19 protein-coding genes and 1 pseudogene are annotated in these 18,537 nt (G+C 50.7%); 8 read left to right on the top strand and 12 right to left on the bottom strand.

Annotated elements, in window-relative coordinates; all coding sequences use genetic code 11:
• The first annotated feature begins 20 nt into the window (after positions 1-20).
• Positions 21-3,905, top strand: coding sequence for an ATP-dependent RNA helicase HrpA (hrpA, locus tag OMQ46_RS01565; RefSeq protein WP_266235270.1), 3,885 nt, complete (start codon positions 21-23; stop codon positions 3,903-3,905).
• Position 3,906: 1 nt separating this feature from the next.
• Here the strand turns inward: hrpA and OMQ46_RS16615 are convergent, their stop codons facing one another.
• The gene (locus OMQ46_RS16615) at positions 3,907-5,238 is read right to left on the bottom strand and encodes an EAL domain-containing protein (protein ID WP_266235268.1); all 1,332 of its coding nucleotides are present in this window, start codon (positions 5,236-5,238) and stop codon (positions 3,907-3,909) included.
• Positions 5,215-6,183: pseudogene (locus OMQ46_RS16610) on the bottom strand (PAS domain S-box protein); the annotation flags it as partial. The pseudogene OMQ46_RS16610 and the gene OMQ46_RS16615, both read right to left, overlap by 24 nt.
• Before the next feature lie 270 nt (positions 6,184-6,453).
• Here OMQ46_RS16610 and OMQ46_RS01550 point away from each other — a divergent pair.
• The 5 genes from OMQ46_RS01550 to OMQ46_RS01530 all read left to right on the top strand — a co-directional run bounded on the left by OMQ46_RS01550 (position 6,454) and on the right by OMQ46_RS01530 (position 9,721).
• On the top strand, positions 6,454-6,648 hold the full coding sequence (locus OMQ46_RS01550; protein WP_266235265.1) for a hypothetical protein: 195 nt from the start codon (positions 6,454-6,456) through the stop codon (positions 6,646-6,648).
• Positions 6,649-6,909: 261 nt separating this feature from the next.
• Complete coding sequence (locus OMQ46_RS01545) at positions 6,910-7,311, top strand: c-type cytochrome (RefSeq protein WP_266235263.1); 402 nt, start codon at positions 6,910-6,912, stop codon at positions 7,309-7,311.
• A gap of 90 nt (positions 7,312-7,401) precedes the next feature.
• Positions 7,402-7,695 carry a PepSY domain-containing protein gene (locus OMQ46_RS01540; protein ID WP_266235262.1) on the top strand — a complete coding sequence of 98 codons (294 nt, stop codon included), beginning with the start codon at positions 7,402-7,404 and terminating at the stop codon, positions 7,693-7,695.
• A gap of 6 nt (positions 7,696-7,701) precedes the next feature.
• Positions 7,702-8,379 (top strand): response regulator transcription factor, encoded by a 678-nt coding sequence (locus OMQ46_RS01535; RefSeq protein WP_266235260.1) that lies wholly within the window; start codon positions 7,702-7,704, stop codon positions 8,377-8,379.
• Positions 8,372-9,721, top strand: a complete 1,350-nt coding sequence (locus tag OMQ46_RS01530; protein ID WP_266235258.1) for an ATP-binding protein — start codon at positions 8,372-8,374, stop codon at positions 9,719-9,721. The genes OMQ46_RS01535 and OMQ46_RS01530 overlap by 8 nt, the downstream gene beginning before the upstream one ends.
• On the opposite strand, the gene yjgA is transcribed toward OMQ46_RS01530, so the two are convergent.
• Genes yjgA through OMQ46_RS01505 form a run of 5 tightly spaced genes read right to left on the bottom strand, consistent with a single transcriptional unit; the run spans position 9,715 to position 14,498 of the window.
• Positions 9,715-10,242: a ribosome biogenesis factor YjgA gene (gene yjgA, locus OMQ46_RS01525; RefSeq protein ID WP_266235257.1), complete on the bottom strand. Its 528-nt coding sequence runs from the start codon at positions 10,240-10,242 to the stop codon at positions 9,715-9,717. The genes OMQ46_RS01530 and yjgA overlap by 7 nt on opposite strands.
• A gap of 2 nt (positions 10,243-10,244) precedes the next feature.
• Positions 10,245-10,661 (bottom strand): secondary thiamine-phosphate synthase enzyme YjbQ, encoded by a 417-nt coding sequence (locus OMQ46_RS01520; protein WP_266235255.1) that lies wholly within the window; start codon positions 10,659-10,661, stop codon positions 10,245-10,247.
• Positions 10,658-11,704 carry an anthranilate phosphoribosyltransferase gene (locus OMQ46_RS01515; RefSeq protein WP_266235253.1) on the bottom strand — a complete coding sequence of 349 codons (1,047 nt, stop codon included), beginning with the start codon at positions 11,702-11,704 and terminating at the stop codon, positions 10,658-10,660. Before OMQ46_RS01515 ends, OMQ46_RS01520 begins: the two co-directional genes overlap by 4 nt.
• Positions 11,705-11,707: 3 nt before the next feature.
• Entirely contained in the window at positions 11,708-13,726 is a 2,019-nt protein-coding gene (gene ligA, locus OMQ46_RS01510; RefSeq protein WP_266235252.1) for an NAD-dependent DNA ligase LigA, read from the bottom strand.
• Positions 13,710-14,498 carry a cell division protein ZipA C-terminal FtsZ-binding domain-containing protein gene (locus tag OMQ46_RS01505; RefSeq protein ID WP_266235251.1) on the bottom strand — a complete coding sequence of 263 codons (789 nt, stop codon included), beginning with the start codon at positions 14,496-14,498 and terminating at the stop codon, positions 13,710-13,712. Before OMQ46_RS01505 ends, ligA begins: the two co-directional genes overlap by 17 nt.
• A gap of 58 nt (positions 14,499-14,556) precedes the next feature.
• Between OMQ46_RS01505 and queF the strand changes: the two genes are divergently transcribed.
• The gene (gene queF / locus OMQ46_RS01500) at positions 14,557-14,946 is read left to right on the top strand and encodes a preQ(1) synthase (RefSeq protein ID WP_266235250.1); all 390 of its coding nucleotides are present in this window, start codon (positions 14,557-14,559) and stop codon (positions 14,944-14,946) included.
• 236 nt (positions 14,947-15,182) lie between these two features.
• Positions 15,183-15,917, top strand: a complete 735-nt coding sequence (cysZ, locus tag OMQ46_RS01495) for a sulfate transporter CysZ (protein WP_266235249.1) — start codon at positions 15,183-15,185, stop codon at positions 15,915-15,917.
• Here the strand turns inward: cysZ and OMQ46_RS01490 are convergent, their stop codons facing one another.
• The 5 genes from OMQ46_RS01490 to OMQ46_RS01470 all read right to left on the bottom strand — a co-directional run bounded on the left by OMQ46_RS01490 (position 15,918) and on the right by OMQ46_RS01470 (position 18,535).
• Positions 15,918-16,118, bottom strand: a complete 201-nt coding sequence (locus OMQ46_RS01490) for a (2Fe-2S)-binding protein (protein WP_266235248.1) — start codon at positions 16,116-16,118, stop codon at positions 15,918-15,920.
• A 96-nt stretch (positions 16,119-16,214) separates the two neighbouring features.
• Positions 16,215-16,823, bottom strand: coding sequence for a LysE family translocator (locus tag OMQ46_RS01485; RefSeq protein ID WP_266235247.1), 609 nt, complete (start codon positions 16,821-16,823; stop codon positions 16,215-16,217).
• 393 nt (positions 16,824-17,216) lie between these two features.
• Positions 17,217-17,843 carry a hypothetical protein gene (locus tag OMQ46_RS01480; protein WP_266235244.1) on the bottom strand — a complete coding sequence of 209 codons (627 nt, stop codon included), beginning with the start codon at positions 17,841-17,843 and terminating at the stop codon, positions 17,217-17,219.
• A 116-nt stretch (positions 17,844-17,959) separates the two neighbouring features.
• Complete coding sequence (locus OMQ46_RS01475) at positions 17,960-18,109, bottom strand: DUF3096 domain-containing protein (RefSeq protein WP_266235241.1); 150 nt, start codon at positions 18,107-18,109, stop codon at positions 17,960-17,962.
• 69 nt (positions 18,110-18,178) lie between these two features.
• Complete coding sequence (locus OMQ46_RS01470; protein ID WP_266235240.1) at positions 18,179-18,535, bottom strand: YidH family protein; 357 nt, start codon at positions 18,533-18,535, stop codon at positions 18,179-18,181.
• Between the last annotated feature and the right edge of the window lie 2 nt (positions 18,536-18,537).

Here is an 18,537-nt window from a genome sequence, read left to right as displayed (position 1 = left end):
AACGCTTTTGCGTTTCTATTGTGAGTAACCAGACGCCCGATCTCGACACATTGCTAGAATCGACCATGCTGAGTGACAGGCACCGTCTGACTCAGCGTTGGCAGCGATTGAAAAAAGAGCAAAATCAGGACAAGCTCGCTGCTCTGGCGCAGCAGGTCATAGCCTCGGTTGAGCGGGCAGAAAAGCGCCGGCAGAACATTCCCAAGCCTACGTTCGAGGCCGATTTGCCGGTTATCGAGCGCCGCGAAGAAGTCAAACGGGCGATTGCTGACAATCAGGTGATCATTCTCTGTGGTGAAACCGGATCCGGTAAAACCACTCAGTTACCTAAAATCTGCCTCGAGCTCGGCCGTGGCGTGACCGGCATGATTGGCCATACTCAGCCCCGCCGTATCGCAGCCCGCACGGTCGCCACCCGTATCGCTGAAGAATTGCAGTCGGAAATTGGTCAGACCGTTGGCTATAAAGTCCGTTTCCACGATCACGTCAACGCCGATCGCAGCTACGTCAAGCTGATGACCGACGGGATTCTGTTGGCAGAAACCCAGAATGATAAGTTTCTCAATCAGTACGACACGCTGATCATTGACGAGGCCCATGAACGCAGCCTCAATATCGACTTTCTGCTGGGTTATATCAAACAACTGCTGCCCAAGCGCCCGGATCTGAAAGTCATTATCACCTCAGCCACCATCGACACTGAGCGCTTTTCCAAACATTTTGATAATGCGCCGGTCATTGAAGTCAGTGGCCGCACCTACCCGGTCGATATCCGTTACCGCCCACTACAGACGCCGGATGAAGAATCGCCCGATTACGACATGGTGTCAGGTATCGTTGCCGCCGTGGATGAACTCTGCCGGGAAGGCCCGGGCGATGTGCTGATATTCCTTGCCGGCGAACGGGATATCCGTGATGTCTCTGAAGCTTTACGTAAGCATCATCCACCACAAACCGAGATCCTGCCGCTGTTTGCAAGACAATCGGCCGCTGAACAGAACCGGGTATTCAAAACCGGCGGGCAGCGTCGCATTATTCTCGCCACCAATGTCGCCGAAACCTCTTTGACTGTGCCCGGCATACGCTATGTCGTGGATCCTGGTAATGCGCGTATCAGTCGCTACAGCGTCAGAAACAAAGTTCAGCGCCTGCCCATCGAGAAAATCTCCCAGTCCAGTGCCAACCAGCGTGCCGGGCGTTGCGGTCGTGTCGCTGCCGGTATCTGTATCCGGCTCTATGATGAAGAAGACTTCGAAGCCCGGCCAGCTTTTACCGACCCGGAAATTCTGCGTACCAACCTAGCGTCGGTGATTTTGCAGATGTCAGCCTTGAAACTGGGCGACCCGGCTAAATTCCCGTTCATCAACCCGCCGCCGCAGAAGATGATCAATGATGGCTACCGTCTGCTGGATGAGCTGGATGCAGTCGATCGTCAGCGACGCATCACAGAAACCGGTCGACAACTGGCCAAACTACCGATAGATCCCAGAATCGCCAGAATGCTGCTCAAAGCCGGAGATCTCGGCAGCCTGACTGAAGTGCTGGTGATCGCCAGTGCGCTCAGTATTCAGGACCCACGCGAACGGCCGATGGACAAACAACAGGCCGCTGATGAAGCGCACTCTAAATACAAAGACGAACGCTCCGACTTTATCGGCTTTCTCAAGCTCTGGGATTTGTATCACGACAAGAAAAAACACCTGAGCCAGAACAAACTGCGTAAGTACTGCAAGGAAAACTTTCTTTCCTTCCTGCGTCTGCGCGAGTGGCATGATATTCACCAGCAACTGCATATTCAGCTTTCTGAACTCAAGCTCAAATTCAATACGCAGGAAGCAGCCTATGACAGTATTCATCAGGCTTTGCTCAGCGGGCTTCTAAGCCACATTGCCGTAAAAACTGACCGATTCGAATACACCGGTGCCCGTAACCTGAAACTGGGTATTTTCCCGGGCTCAGCGCTGCATAAAAAAGGTCCCAAATGGCTGATGGCGGCAGAACTGGTCGAGACCGGTAAGCTTTACGCCCGCATCAATGCCAAGATTGAACCGGAATGGATCGAGCCCATCGCCGGCAGTCTGGTCAAACGCCAGTACAGTGATCCGCACTGGGAAAAGAAGCCAGCCCAGGTGGTGGCTTTCGAATCTGTCTCGCTCTATGGCCTGCCGATTGTCACCCGTCGTCGTGTGCATTATGGTCCGCTGGACCCGGATCTCGCGAATCAGATATTTATCCGTGAAGCCCTGGTCAATGGCGACTGGCATTGCCGGGCGCCCTTCTTCCGCCATAATCAGTCGCTAATTCAGGAAGTCGAACTGCTGGAGCAGAAATCCCGCCGCCGCGATGTACTGGTGGATGAAGAAATTCTGTTTGATTTCTACCGTAGCCGCATCCCCCATAACATTATCAATGGCGCCGGCTTCGAAAAATGGCGTAAAAAGGCTGAAAAAGACGACCCCAAACTGCTGTTTCTGAGCAAGGAACTGCTGATGCAGCATGAGGCGGAACAGGTCACCGCCGATTATTATCCTGATCAGATGCTGGTCAACAGGGTGCCGCTCAAACTGGAGTATCACTTCGAACCGGGTAAACAGCATGACGGTATCACCCAGACAATTCCCCTGTCGCTGCTGAATCAAACCAGTGCCGAACGCTATGAGTGGCTGGTGCCGGGCTTGCTCCGCGATAAGATTGTCTTCCTGCTCAAAGCGCTGCCCAAGTCTTTACGCCGTCACTTCATCCCGGTACCGAAATATGCCGATGACTGCCTTAAAGATTTATCGCCTGAATCCGGTGCCCTGCTTCCGGCCTTAAGCGAACGTCTGCGCAAGCTGACCGGTGTCGAAATTGATGAAAAAGACTGGCGTACCGACGAGTTACCACTGTATCTGCAGATGAATTTCAGGCTGGTCGATGATGATGGCAAACTGCTGGATGAAAGCCGTGATTTAAATCGCCTGAAACAAGACTGGGCTCGTGAAGCGGCTGCCAGTTTCCGCCAGATTCCGGACAGTGAATATGAAAAAACCGGGCTGACCAGTTGGTCTTTTGACGCGCTGCCGGAACAAATTACATTGGAGCAGAACGGTCTGGAAATGACCGCTTATCCTGCCCTGATCGACAAGACAGACAGTGTTGATCTGACGCTGATGGATACCGCCGCCCAGGCCCGTCAGTTGACCCGCTTGGGGCTGCGCCGCCTGTTCATGCTGGCACAGGCCGATGCGGTGAAATACCTGCACAAGAACCTACCCGGTATTAAGGAGATGTGCCTGCATTATGCCAATGTGCCGCCTTCTCCCTACGGTGATAAAACCAACAGCAGGCTGACTCCCTGCGAGCAACTGAAAACTGATCTGATTCATGTTGCCTTTGATCGCTGCTTTATTCTTGAGCAGGCAGCCATTCGCAGCCGCGAAGCATTTGAACAGCGACTCAACAGTCGCCGTGGCGATTTAATCAAAATTGCATCGGAACTGGCACAGAACATCGCATCGCCATTGGCTGAATATCATGCCATCGCCAAGCGTCTGGGCAGCAATATCCCGCTGGCGGCTATCAACGCAGTTAATGACATCAGGGAACAGCTGGGTTTTCTGGTCTATCAGGGTTTTGTCCACGACACCCCGGATGAAGCGCTGAAAAGATTACCGGTCTACTGCCAGGCAGCGGGTATCCGTCTCGATAAATTACTGACTGATCCTGCCAAAGACCGGCAGCGCATGGCTGAGGTCAAACCGCATTGGCAGAAATTTATCAGCAAGGTGAACAAGATCGAGACCGAGGCTTTCTATGAATACCGCTGGATGCTGGAAGAATTTCGGATCTCTCTGTTTGCACAGGAGCTGAAAACGGCCTATCCAATCAGTGCCAAACGTCTTGAGAAACAGTGGCAGCAGTGCTGATCTAGACTTCCCACGGCTGAGGAGCAGCAATCAGATAGCCCTGCACGAAGTCGACGCCAATGTGCTTCATACTGATCAGCGTGGCTTCATCCTCGACAAATTCGGCTACCGTCTTCAGGCCCAGCACCTGCCCGATACCATTGATGGAATTGACGATTTCCAGATTCACCGTATTGTGCACACAGTCTCTGACAAACATGCCATCGATTTTCAGGTAATCAATCGGCAGTTGTTTTAGGTAGGCAAATGACGACAGGCCGCTGCCGAAATCATCCAATGCAAACTGACAGCCAATCTGGCGCAGTTCGTTAATAAAGTGCAAAGCCGAACGCATATTGGTAATAGCCGCTGTCTCAGTGACCTCAAAACACAAAACGACATCATGATCACTGAGTCTCGCATCGATGATAAGTTGAATAATTCGCTCATAGAACCGACCATCACCGAGTGACTGTCCTGACAGGTTAATCGCATAAATACCACTGATATCACGTCCTGCAGCACTTGCTGCTTTTAGGCGCGATAACGCGTGTTCCACAGTCCACATATCAATGGCGGCGGCCAGATTGTATCGTTCCGCAGCCGGTAAAAACGCCCCCGGGGAGATAATTTTACCGTCATCATCGAGCATTCTTATCAACAACTCACAATGTGACTTGCCTTTATTGCGCGAATGCAGAGCCTGGATAGGCTGGCTGTAAAGCACCAGGCGATGATCTCTCAATGCCTGCTGTATGCGCGCTACCCAGCGCATTTCACCACTGCGTTGCACCAGATCAGAATCCGTCTCACTGAATATATGCAAGCGATCACGTCCCGCTTCTTTCGCTGCATAACAGGCACTGTCGGCTTGTTTAAGCAATTCAACAAGCGTGCTGTTTTCATCTACAACCACGAGCCCCATACTGGCAGAAACTTTGAAGGTATGATTTTCATACTCAAAGCTGAATGTGCGAATATGTTCCAGGAGGTTTTCGAGAATACGTTGTGCCTGTTCCTGCGAGCAATCTATCATCAGAATCGCAAACTCATCGCCACTGAAGCGCACCAGCGTATCCTGCTCTCTCAACCCCTTGCGAAGTATTTGACTTACCTCTTTAAGCAGCGCATCACCGCCAATGTGACCACAGGTATCGTTGATCACCTTAAACTGGTCCAGGTCGAGATAACAAAGTACGTAACCTGTGTGCAATGGCTGGGACAGTACCGCCTGTATCTGTTTTTCCAGCGCCCGGCGATTGGGCAGGCCGGTCATGGCATCATGCAGGGCTTGATGTTGAAGATCGTTGCTCAGCAGATACTGCTCGGTAATGTCCTGCGCCTGGATAACCACANACTCTATCTCGTTATCTTCACCGCGCACTGCCGAAATGGTTGAGTTCAGCCATAGCGTTTCTCCATGACGACTGATACAACGACGGGTGACTCGATATTGTCTGATTTCATATGCAAGCAGCTTTTTGAACTATGAGCTGATTTCTGCGTTGTCATCAGGATGCAATAACTCAATGGCGTGTTTACCCTGCAATTTGGTTTTGTCAAAACCGAACAACTCACAGCCGGCCTTATTCACATCCAGAATCACAAAGCTTTTATCCATTAAAAGCATAGGCACACCCGCATCTTCAAAGGTGTGCATCAAAAAGGTTTCCTTAGCGCGTAGCTCGCTCAGTAGTTCTGCCTGTTTCCGGTTAATATCGGACAAGTGGCTGACTAATGATTGGTTTTCATGGCGTAACCTCAAACTTTCAAGCATTTTATGATTGAGGTTACGAGCCAGCAGCATGATGGCAAGCAGATAAACCAGCGTTATCATTGCCACGGTGTATAGGCCTGCCGAAAAAATGCTAAGACAAACTGGTAGCAACAGGGGCAGAACAAACGCAGAGAAACTCCGCAAACTACTGAGATATGAGAAAACGGCACCTGCGGACATACCGCAGGCAACCAGCGGTATGGTCATTTGTTGTGTCAGGGGCAGTTCTGCATGGAAGAAAAGGCCCAATGATCCCCAAATCAAGCCACTGACAAAGAGGGCTATGGCATAGTGATTTTCGTACGCCTGAATGGTTTCCTGAACAAGCTGCTCTGCACTTTTGTTACGCAGGATTCGCCACAGCCATAGCCTTCCGCTGTTGACGACAAGTGCAACACCCAACCACCAGAGTAACAACGGCTGATTAACGGCAGGATACAAAATCACAGCCGTCAGCGAGCTGACAATCAGATTAGTGATGATAGCAATGGGGCCTTGCTGTAACAGGAGCTGCAACCGCATGGGATCGAAAGCGGTCGCTTCAACGGCACGGACATCCTTATTCATGCTGATTTTAGTAGTCAATGATACTCCAGACTCAATTTTCGCTTTTTTCGTACTTGTGAACTCTGTCACAGGTTTGCACAGTAAATCATATGTGACACAGTTCAACATGTGAGCCAGTTCACAACTTAGCAAATAATTTGTTGGGAAAAAGCCCTCATTATTCAGTGATGGTTCAGTTATCGCTTGTTAATCTTTTCCAGACACTGTCACACGTGGGTCTATGTTATGAAAAGTATCACTGCGGCTTCCGCTTCCAAATTCCTGTCAGCAGGTGGAACCACAGATCGCGATGATCGTAAATATCGGATTTATTCCTGTAGAGGTATGGCCCGTTTGTCCGTTCTGGAACCGGCCTACCCAATCGAAACGGTAAAAAGTGCAGCACTTGGATATGAGGAATACCCAGCCACACGGTCCTGACACAAGCTGTTTTACAGCAGCGCTATCGCCAATGGCATAACCCGTGTTCTCTCGAAGAGTGGTCAGGTTAATGCGAGGATGTTCATGGTGCATAGATTGCCCGACGGCTCTGATGGAGTGTATAGAGCATAAGCTCGGCAAAAAAGAATGCTTAATACAATGAGTGACCCGGATGATGGTTGCGTTAGCACCACCATGATGGACTCCATGCCGCGCGAGTCAGCTTGAACCGCTTCGTTGCTAATTATTGAGGTGATTATTATGAAAAAACTGCTTTTGACAATGACACTGGGCGTTGCCATTTCTTACCTATCCGCCCTCCCGGTATTAGCCGCGGGTCCTAGACCCTATACGGTTACCAATGGCAACAAACTGGATGCCGATACCTATAATGGTTTCAAGCTCTACCGCAACTGGTGTGCACGCTGTCACGGTACTTACGGCCAGGGGCTGGCTGGGCCTAATCTGGCAGAAAGCCTCAATAAAATCACTTATGAAGAGTTTATGAAAACAGTAGCCGAGGGCAAAACCGGTCGAATCGGGATGATGCCGGCTTGGCAATCAAATCAGTCTGTGATGCAGGGTCGGGACAATATTTATAGCTATCTTAAAGCCCGGGCGGATGGCGCAATTGATGCCGTAAAACCTGAAAAAATGAAATGAACCAATCCAGGACAATAGTGAGTGACTGTCCGGACTTGCTTTAACAGCAGATGCTGTTAAAAATACGGCTGATAATGATAAGGTAATCCCATGTTTAAGTTTCGCTGTGTATTGCTGTTTAGTTTGCTGATGGGCTCGTTTGTTCATGCCGATGACGCCATCCCATATGAACAGCAACCGGGGAATATCATCAACGAAATCACACTGCCACTGACCAAGCATACAGCAGCGGAACTGGCTAAAATCGAAACCGGTGGCAAAATTCTCTCTGTAGAGGAACAGCCCAACGGCGATCAATTGATTTTTCGGGTCAAAGTGCTCCACGACAATGGCAAAGTAAAAGTTCACCGTATCGACCGTGATAGCGGTCATACCCTTCCCTGAGACAGCATGCGCGTTTTACTGATAGAAGATGAAATCCATCTGCGTGAGCAAATCACCAGACAATTAAACGATCAGAACCTGACTGTCGACGCGGTCGCAGACGGCGAAGAAGGCCTGTTTATGGGGACTGAATACACTTATGATGTAGCCATTATTGATCTGGGGTTGCCTAAACTTTCCGGCATTGAGGTGATCCAACAACTGCGTCAACAAGGCCTTGATTACCCGATACTGATTCTGACCGCCCGCGGCCGCTGGCAGGACAAGGTGGAAGGACTGGAATCGGGTGCTGATGATTACCTGGTTAAACCCTTTCATTTCGAAGAGTTACTGGCCCGTCTCAATGCGCTGGCCAGGCGGGCTTCAGGTTGGGCGAACGCGACAATCTGCTGTGGCCCCATCTGTCTGAATCCCAGCACGCAGCAAGTCACCAGGGATGACAACAAGATAGATCTCACTGCTTATGAGTATCGGCTATTACATTATCTGATGCTGCATGCCGGTGAAGTGATATCAAAAACTGAACTGACCGACCATATCTACGAACTGGATCAGGATCGTGACAGTAACGTCATCGAAGTGTTTGTTAAACGCCTGCGCAGCAAACTTGACCCGGACAAGGCTCTGAACCCGATTGAAACTTTACGTGGTCGCGGTTACCGGCTGAATCTGCCACGTGGTTAATAAGCTTTCCCTCTCCAACCGACTTCTGATAGCCGTCAGCCTGGTGCTAACTGCATTCTTTGGATTATCCGCCGTCAGTCTTAACAATGCTTTTGAAAGCAGCGCCGAGCATGAACAGAAAAAACGTCTGCAGAATTACGTCTACACCCTGCTGACTGCAGCCGATATCAATGCCTCTGGTGAACTGGTGATGTCGGCTGATCTGGCAGAACCCAAGTTTTCGATTCCCAATTCCGGTCTCTATGCGCAAATCACCCAACAAGGCGAGATTGTCTGGCAGTCACCGTCGGCGATAGGCCACTTCCTGGCTTTGCCGTTCACCCCAGAGCCGTCCCAGGAGGAATACCACGTCGTCGAGATGGAAACCGGCATGAGCCTGCTGAACCTGGCATTTGGCATTGTCTGGGAGACCGATGAGGGTAAGGAAATTGCCTACACCATTAATGTGGCTGAGGATATGCAGGTACTGAAGGAACAGACCGCCAGTTTTCAGCGCAGTCTATGGTACTGGCTGGGCGGTACCGGTCTGATGCTGCTGATTGCACAGTGGATTATACTGCGCTGGAGTCTTCGGCCTCTATACGACGTAGCCATCGATTTACATGCTATTGAAACCGGAGAACACCGCCGTCTCAATGATGAATATCCAAAGGAACTGCAACAGCTCACTTTTCGAATCAATGCCCTGCTTGACCATGAAGAATCGCGACGACAACGTTACAAACACTCACTGGCGGATCTGGCTCACAGTCTGAAAACCCCCTTATCGGTGTTCCGGGGTGAACTGGAAAACAGCGACAATATGCAACAACTCCGTAAAACCGGCTACGAACAGTTGGATCGCATCAGTACGCTGGTTGATTATCAGTTACAACGTGCCTCCACAGAAGGCAAAAGCAGTCTGCTTGCACCGGTATCACTGGGCGAGATTATCTACAAAATCACCAGCAGTCTGGACAAGGTGTATCAAAGCAAGACTATCCGCAGTCAGTGTGAAATCGAACGCGATGCCTATATCCATGCCGACGAAGGGGATATGTATGAGCTACTGGGCAACCTGCTGGAGAATGCCTACAAATACTGTAAACACCAAGTTCATGTGATTGTCACCACCATAAATGGCAATGTTCGCATCCGTGTCGAAGATGATGGCAGCGGCATCCCGGCACGGGCTGAAGGCTTTGTGATTAAACGCGGGCACCGCATTGATACCCAGGCCGAAGGCCAGGGCCTGGGTCTCGCTATTGTCAGCGATATCATTGTGGCCTACGAAGGCAATATCAACCTCGAACGCTCACGCCTGGGCGGTGCGAGCTTTGTTATCGAACTGCCACGTCAGTGATTCTGCTGCAGTTCCTGCAGATACTGAAAAACCTGCCGCGCTGATTTCGGCGGTTTATTCTGTTTCGCTTCACGAGTTGCATTCCTGACCAGTTGGCGAACATGCTGGACATCAAAGGCATCAAACTCGTTGATCAGTTCACCATAAACGTCATCATCTCCAGCTAAAAGCCGGTCCCGCCAGTTTTCCAATTGATGAAACTGTTTCACCTGCCCCTGATGCGGTTGTTTCAGTTGATTAAGCTGACGCTCAATCGACACATGATCAAGCTCGGCAATCAGCCCACCGATAAAACCGGTCTGGCGTTTCAATGCCCCTTTACTCATTGCACCCGCATCATCAACGGCTTCACGCAGCTCCTCAGGCAGATCCAGCTTGTCCAGATCTCTTTTGGGCAGATTAATCAATTCTTTGCCCAGTTCTCTGAGAGCCTGAAGCTCCTTTTTGACCTGGGTCTTACTTTTCTCGTTATCCCAGTCCTGAGGCCAGTTTTCTTCACTGCCGTCTTCAAATTCACTCATCTTTATTCACCCTGCACCGTGACAATCACGCGACGTCGCTGGGGATCGGTGCGGTGTTCCCACAGATAAATGCCCTGCCAGACACCGAGGTCACACTGCCCGCCACTGACTGGTACAGTCAGATCCGGATTTGTCAGCACAGTGCGCACATGAGCACTCATATCATCAGGCCCTTCATCCTGATGACGAAACATGGGATCACCATCCGGCACGATATGCTGCATAAAGGTTTCCAGATCATGGCGGACATCCGGATCGGCATTCTCGCAGAGCATCAGCGACGCGCTGGTGTGCTGCACAAAAACGTGACAGGTACCGGTCTGAATGCCGGATTCTGACACCAGTTGCTGCACATCGCGGGTGATGTTGCTGGTACTGCGCCCCTGGTTGTTATAGGTGAGTGTGTGTTGATAAATCATGATTGAATAGCAGCCTCGAAATGTGCTTTGGCATTGCCGTTATTGATAATAGTGCGAACGTGGTCAGCCGCCTGACGTTGTGAAGCTTGCAGCCCGGTATGCCACAAAGCAATGGCGGCACCATAGACTAGACTGTCATATGCCGGACCGGTCTGACCTCTCAGGGCCTGCATACCCTCTTCCAGCGTTCTCTCAGCCGTGACTTCGTCATCCACTTTAACACCGCGGGTGTCCTGCTCAATCCCAAAGTCAGCCGGGTCCAGTCGACATTCCTGCATGTCACCATCAAGCATGCGGTGATTATTGGAAGCCTCCCGCAGGGTTGGCACAATACCGCCCTCCAGACCGCGGGCAATAAAGGCCGAATCGTAACCAAATGCCTTGGCCAGCCAGCCCAGAATGGCCGGGTACTCCTTATGAACAAAGCCAATAGCAAGATGGGTTCTGGCTTTGGCTTTTATCGGCATCACCATTTTTTCCAACGTCGCTATGCTGGGACGTTTAATCATCTGTGTGCGTAGTGCCTGCAAGGCATAAACCAGGGGGCTGGCAGCCGATTGATCCAGGTAAGCCCAGCCGATATCGACATGATTAACCGCCTGTGTGGCTTCAGGCACCTGAATAATATTGTTGTAACCAGCCAGTTTCAGCACCTGGGCATGAGTAACGCCGAACTTGGGCCCCATTTCATACACGCCCTGGGAGACAGTCGGCAAACCTGCTGCCGCCAATACCGCCGGCAGGAAAGCCGTTACCGGACAGTGGCGGTTAAAGCCGTTAAAGGGATCGGCAAAAATCAACAAATCATCTACTTCTGCCTGTTGCTGTTCGGTATTCGCCTGCAGCGCCTGCAGAATGCCAAGATTTTCTTCGTTGGTTTCGCGCTTCATGCGCATCGCAATAAAGAAGATTGCCGCTCTCACTGGATCTGCTTCACCGGACAAAATTTCCATGGTCGCGGCATAGGCCTCTTCCTGGCTCAGATCTTTACTTAAATGCGGTCCCGTGGCGACTTTCTTGATCGCATCAGCAACAGCTGTCATAGATTATTCCTGTGTTAACCATTCAATCAGGGTGTCTTCATCGACAACCGGCACACCCAGAGATTCAGCTTTTGTCAGCTTGGAGCCGGCTTCGGCACCCGCTACGACGTAGTCGGTTTTTTTCGAGACGCTGCCTGCCACCTTGGCGCCAAGCGCCAGTAGCTTTTCTTTAGCTTCACTGCGTGACATTTTATCCAGCGTCCCGGTGAGCACGATGGTTTTACCGCTCACGACCGAGCTGGTACTGCCTTGCTCTTCCTGAGGCCAGTTGACCCCTACTTCCAGCAGACGTTGGATAACCTCGCGGTTATGTTCCTGCTGGAAAAAGGTCTCGATATGATGCGCTACAACCGGCCCAACATCCTCAATCTCGACCAGCGCTTCCTCATTGGCCTGCATCAGCGAATCCAGATCGTGAAAATGCATGGCCAGAGAACGTGCCGTCGCTTCACCGACTTCACGGATCCCCAAAGCATATAAAAACCGTGGAAAGCGGGTTTCCCTGGCTGCCTGCAGGGCATTGACCAGATTTTCAGCAGACTTCTGCCCCATTCTTTCCAGACCGGCAATCTCTTCGGCACTGAGCAGAAACAGGTCTGCCGGATTTTTGATCATGCCACTGTCGACCATTTGCTCGACCAGTTTATCGCCGAGACCATCAATATCCAGCGCCTTGCGGGAAGCAAAATGTTTGATCGCTTCCTTGCGCTGGGCAGCGCAGAACAGACCGCCGCTGCAACGTGACACTGCTTCGCCGTCTTCGCGCTCCACATCAGAGCCACAAATCGGACATTGTGTCGGCATCACAAATTCACGCACTGACTCAGGACGCTTTGACTCAATGACTTTGACAATTTCCGGGATGACATCACCGGCGCGGCGGACAATCACCGTATCACCGATATGCACATCTTTGCGTCGAATCTCATCTTCATTATGCAGGGTCGCATTGGAGACCGTGACGCCTCCGACAAAGACTGGTTTCAGCCGGGCGACAGGTGTCAAGGCACCGGTGCGTCCCACCTGGACTTCGATATCTTCGACTACCGTCATTTCTTCCTGCGCCGGGAATTTATAGGCAATCGCCCAGCGTGGCGCGCGGGAGACAAAGCCAAGTCTTTCCTGAAGCCCGGTGCTGTCAACTTTAAACACCACGCCGTCAATATCATAAGGCAGACTGTCTCGGCGCTCCCCCAACCAGTTAATGTAGTCCTGACATTCGGCCAGACCTGTGAGGGTTCTGAGCTCAGGCGATATCCGGCAGCCCATTTTTTCAATCAGACGCATCGAAGCTGAATGACTTTCCGGCCGCTCCATGCCTTCAAGATAACCGATGCCATAGCAATAGATATCCAGCGGTCGTTGGGCCGTAATTCGTGAATCCAGTTGCCGTAAAGAACCGGCGGCGGCATTCCTCGGATTCACAAAGGCTTTTTTATTGTTTTCGAGCTGTGTTTGATTGAGCTTTTCAAACCCGGCTTTGGGCATAAAAATTTCACCACGGATCTCAATTACTGCCGGGATGTTGTCGCCCTGTAATCTCAATGGCACCGATTTGATGGTGCGGACATTGGCCGTCACATCCTCACCCCGGCTGCCATCACCCCGGGTGGCGGCCTGCACCAGCACCCCATTCTCATAGCGAATGCTGATAGCTAGCCCGTCCAGCTTGGGTTCCGCCGCATAAGTTTGTGGCTGGTCCGTGTTCAACCAGTCACGCACACGTTTATCAAAAGCGGTCAGCTCGTCCTGATCAAAGACATTATCGAGCGAGAGCATCGGCATCGCATGCTCGACTTCGGCGAACTTCTGCAACACCTCGCCGCCGACACGCTGAGTCGGCGAGTCTGCTGTCAGCAGCTCCGGGTTGGCCTGCTCCAGTTCCTGCAGTTCACGAAACAGCCGGTCATATTCTGCATCCGGCACTTCCGGGTTGTCAGCGACATAGTAAAGATAATTGTAGTGATTAATAAGCTCGCGCAATTCTGCGGCGCGTTGCTCAAACTCAGTTGTAGTAGTCATTCGAAAATTGGCTGCTCTCTGCCTGTGCTGACATCTGGTAATGGAGGATTTTGCTACGGGTGGTTTCCAGTGCATCGTCGCTGACGGGCTGCCAGGCTTCATCGCACAGTATGCCACCCAGCTGGTCATTGATGCCCTGCGCGGTATCCAGCAAATCATCAAACAGCGCCAGACCGTTAACCGGCCCCGGCAGACGGGTAAAAATCAGCAGACCGGGCGTTGTCATGGAGACGAATTTATCCGGCAACAAGGTGCCTGGATCCAGAATATTGGCCACGCTGAACAGGATTTGCTTGCGTGAGCCGGCAACATGCTTGTGGAAGATCTGCATGTCACCAAAGTGCATATCATGCTTCTCCAGCGCGGCTTTGACTGCACGGCCGGTAAAGGCTCTGCCTTCCGGTGCCATAATAGTGAAAGCGACCACCATTTCCCAGTCGGGTTTTTCTTCTTCGGCTTCTTTCTCAGGCTGCACTGCAGGGGCGGATTCGTCTACTTTCGGTGACGGCTCATCGAACAGATCGGGTTCTCTTTCAGGAGTGTCAGTCAGGCGCGTTTTTTCCTGTTCTGAAAAAGTTTGCTCGTCATCATGCAACTCTTGCTCGAAAAGTGCGTCAAAGCGCTGCTGGAAAGAATCGTCCTCGCGGGACTCATCAATTTCCAACTCTCTTTCGAACGCTCTGGCCCGCTCCTGGCTGCGCTGATGTGCATACCAGCTGGTCGCGATGAAAGCGACAATAACAATGAGAGTGAGGACGATGATTTCTAACACTTAATTTAATCTTTTAGTTAAGAGATAATAGTCGTTTAACTTCAATTTGAGATTGTCCATGTCCACTCAACCAAGCAAACATCTGGAAACCTTTGATAATGCCACGCCCGAGCGTGATTATACCATTCACATTGAGACACCTGAATTTACCTGTCTATGTCCTAAAACCGGCCAGCCCGATTTTGCCACGATTAAGCTTGATTATGTACCCGACGAGAAATGCGTCGAGCTGAAATCCTTCAAACTCTACATGTGGTCTTATCGTGACGAAGGTGCGTTTCACGAAAAAGTGACCAACACTATTCTGAACGATCTGGTCGCAGCCTGCGACCCGCGTTTTATGCGTGTCACCGGTATTTTCAATGTGCGCGGCGGTGTTTATACCACGGTGGTCGCTGAGCATCGCAAAGAAGGCTGGATCCCACCCACCCCGGTTCACCTGCCTTAATCAATATAACCTTGTGGCTACCGGCACCATCAGGTGCCGGTGGTTTGTTGATCCTGCTACACCCTCGCTTATCATTCCCTCATTGTCATCTAGTCGATGCATAGGCTATTCAAATCACTTCAACCGCTGCAAAGCTGGCATAGTTCGCGCTATGTGGCAAACTAAGTGACAGATTTTTTAGCGACTTTTTTTCATTTCGCAAATCTGGAAATGAATCAATCCTATCCGAGGTGATCATGCAGAACATTGTCCGAGGCGCACGTTACCTGTTAAGAGGCTTTTCTTTAATTAATCAGCCCGGCGTTCGACGCTTTGCCTATCTGCCTATGCTGATTAACACCATCCTGTTCAGTGTTGCTATCTGGTTTGGGCTATCGCATTTCGGCGGCTGGCTGGATGCATTGATGCCGGACTGGCTGCCAGCCTGGCTGGAAAGTGTTCTGACCTGGATCATCTGGCCATTGTTTGTATTGCTGCTGGTGATTATTGTGTTTTTCAGCTTCTCGGTAGTCGCCAATATTCTTGCCGCCCCGTTCAACGGCATTCTGGCTGAAATGGTTGAGAGAAACGTGGCTGGGACACCGCCACCGGAAATGCCCTGGTCGCAGATGTTCAAAGACAGTCCCAAGATGATCTTCAATGAACTGCGTAAAACCGCTTATCTGCTGGTCTGGATCATTCCGCTGTTTATTCTGTCATGGATTCCGGGTCTGAATTTATTCGCGCCGGCACTATGGCTGTTTTTTACCAGCTGGACACTGGCGCTGGATTATCATGATTACCCGATGGGCAACCATCAGCTCGATTTTCGTCAGCAACGTGACATTCTGAGAAACAACCGTGGGCTGGCGCTGGGCTTTGGTGGTGCCACTATGTTGGCAACCATGATTCCGATAGTAAATTTTCTGGTCATTCCAGCCGCAGTCGCGGGTGCCACAGTCTTGTATCTGGAAAACCTGAAGCAGTCATGATCAGAGCTGGGCAATTGCTTCGCCGAGGATAGTCTCAATATCCCACTCGCAGGAACCGCAGCCGGATATCGCACCGGTTTTACGGGAAATAGTGTCAGGATCGATAATACCCTGCTCGATCAGACTGAGAATCTTGCCACGGGTGGTGCCACTGCAATCACAAATGATTTCGTCCAGTTCGGTCTGCTTGGTTTCACTCATAGAATTTTTGATGCTGCTGTAAATAGACAATTATCGCTTAACAGACCTGTTTTCTCACACCCAGTTTCCAGCTGAAACAAAGTTTCTTCAGGTGAGTCAGTTTTGAATTAACAATGAGGTGGCTATCAGGAGAAAAATAAAGGCTGCCGTCCAACGCAAAAACTTCATGTGCTTCAGATTCAGAGTCGCTCTCAACCTGGCTGTCATAAGCACATAAAACAGTTTACTTACACCGACACTGAATACAGTGACACTCACAATCATCATTATCTCTGCAGAAGACACATTGGCCAAGTCAACAAAGGCCGGCAGAATCGCCAGATAAAATAACACCGCTTTCAGATCGGTTAATGTCAATATAAAGCCGGCCAGCCATCCGCGTCCGCTTTGAGCCCCATCATATTCTGAACGCACCGGCGGTTGCTTGTGGAGACAGAGTCGCATTGCCAGGTATATAAGGCCTATTGCGGCAATCAGCTTGATCAGGAACCAGTGACGTGCCAGGAGAGGATAAGCCGCAGCCAGTCCTGAAAGCGCCAGCGACAACCAGAATAAGTCACCCAGTACAACGCCGACTGCTGTGGACGTGCCTGAACGGACGCCATGTAACATCGTGTTGGAAATCACCAAGAGCGTACTCAAAGTCGGCAACGCGGCCGCCGTCAGCAACACCAGACTCAGCCCAAACAATTCAGTTGGATGCATCCCTTATCCTTAGCAACATTTCAGGGGACCGGCTCCAGGTTCTCTTTAAGCTCCGGCGGTTAGTCAGACTCGATTCAGGGGCAATGAAAGCTTGGCTCAAGCTAAGTATAGCCGTGCCATAAGGCTATTTATCAGCCAATTATTATTAATATCGCCAATCCTGTAGATAAGCCTCGACGCAAGCTAATCATTGCCTATTACAATGTCTAGCGCCCATAAGGTTATGCTGTAGTGACTGGGCTCGTCATGACTGATAATAGTTGAAAACAAAAGCAATCCCGTCGTCTGAATGATTTGCTAGCCAGTGAAGGACGAGCTTACTGAGCAGTGACAACAATAGATTCAACACACATCCCGATAAAAACCGGGACGTGTGTTATCAAGTGCTCTCAATCAGCTTTGCTCATCAAGGATCACAAGCGAATCCGCTTCCAATTCCATAGTGTCGATAATATTTTCTTCCATATTACCGGTGACACTGATCAGATCACCGACATCGACTTGCTGAAAGCCTCGATCATCCAGTGGATTGTAGTCCATTCCCAGCGTATCGACGGTCAACATCTGGTTACCTTTATCCACCGTAAACTCACGACCGGTTACCGAGGTGACAGTACCAATAACTTCAGTCTGCCCAACAATGATGGGGGCCGTGTTAGTAAACCTGGCGCTCTCTTCATCCGTTGAGTTGGCATAGAAATAAACACCGAGATTTTCAACATAGACGGATTCGGCTTCAATGGTCGCGAGTTCAGAAAAGTCATCATCAATCTCGCCGTAAACACGCACTTCATCACCATTGAAAATAGGCGCCGCATCGGCGTCGGTCGACCAGTCATCCATCTCAACCAGAATCGTGCCCTGACCGTAATCCAGATAAAAGCTGTCCGGTCCGGTTTCGATCGCAGTCCCGGTCATGTTGACCCAGGTATCGTCAGCCTGACTGAAGGGAGATTCATTCGCCATGGCTGCTGGTGTGAGAAATGGGATCATCAGTGCAAAAACAGTTGAATGTCTCATGCATTTCCTCCTTATTAATAATTTGGATTTGCAAGTGACTCACAGTGTCTCAGGCACTGCTAGTGGTCTTGACACAACGCAGCACAAATTGTTTCCGGTCGGGAAGGATATCTGATTCAAGGGGTGATATTGAGGCTACCGCCGAACAGGCCAACCAGGCCAATCAGAATTAAGTAAACAGCCACAATATAGTTCAGGAGCCGTGGGACCAGCAATACCAGAATACCGGCAATCAGAGAAATGAGTGGGGTTAAAGAAATAGTCATGATTTCCTCCTTGTCATGTGGAATGACCGAGTATGCCGGTCGACAGTCCGGCCTTGCAAGCGACGCGTTTCAAAAACGCAGGAATATCAGTACCGACAACATCATCAGGCCAGCCAGCGCAACCAGCAAGTTCAGACCCAGGCTAATACCGACACGATAACCAGCAGGCCGTTCAAGCGCGGAAAAGGACGGCAATAACTGTGAGAACTGGAATACAGCGATAGCAACCGTCAGCACACCCAACAGCATGAACAGCACACCCAGCCAGAACAGGGTGAACTCATGGACGGGATCGCTCTGACCCAGAACTTTCAGCAATAAACCGGCCCGTTCGACAACGAAACCAAATGCCATCAGCATCATGCCGGTACGTTGCCAGGCAAGCAAAGTGCGCTCAGCGGCAAAAAAGACTCTGGGATCTTCCATAT

The sequence above is a fragment of the Methylophaga sp. OBS1 genome (genome assembly GCF_026319365.1).
This window is presented reverse-complemented; position numbering and strand designations above follow the sequence as displayed.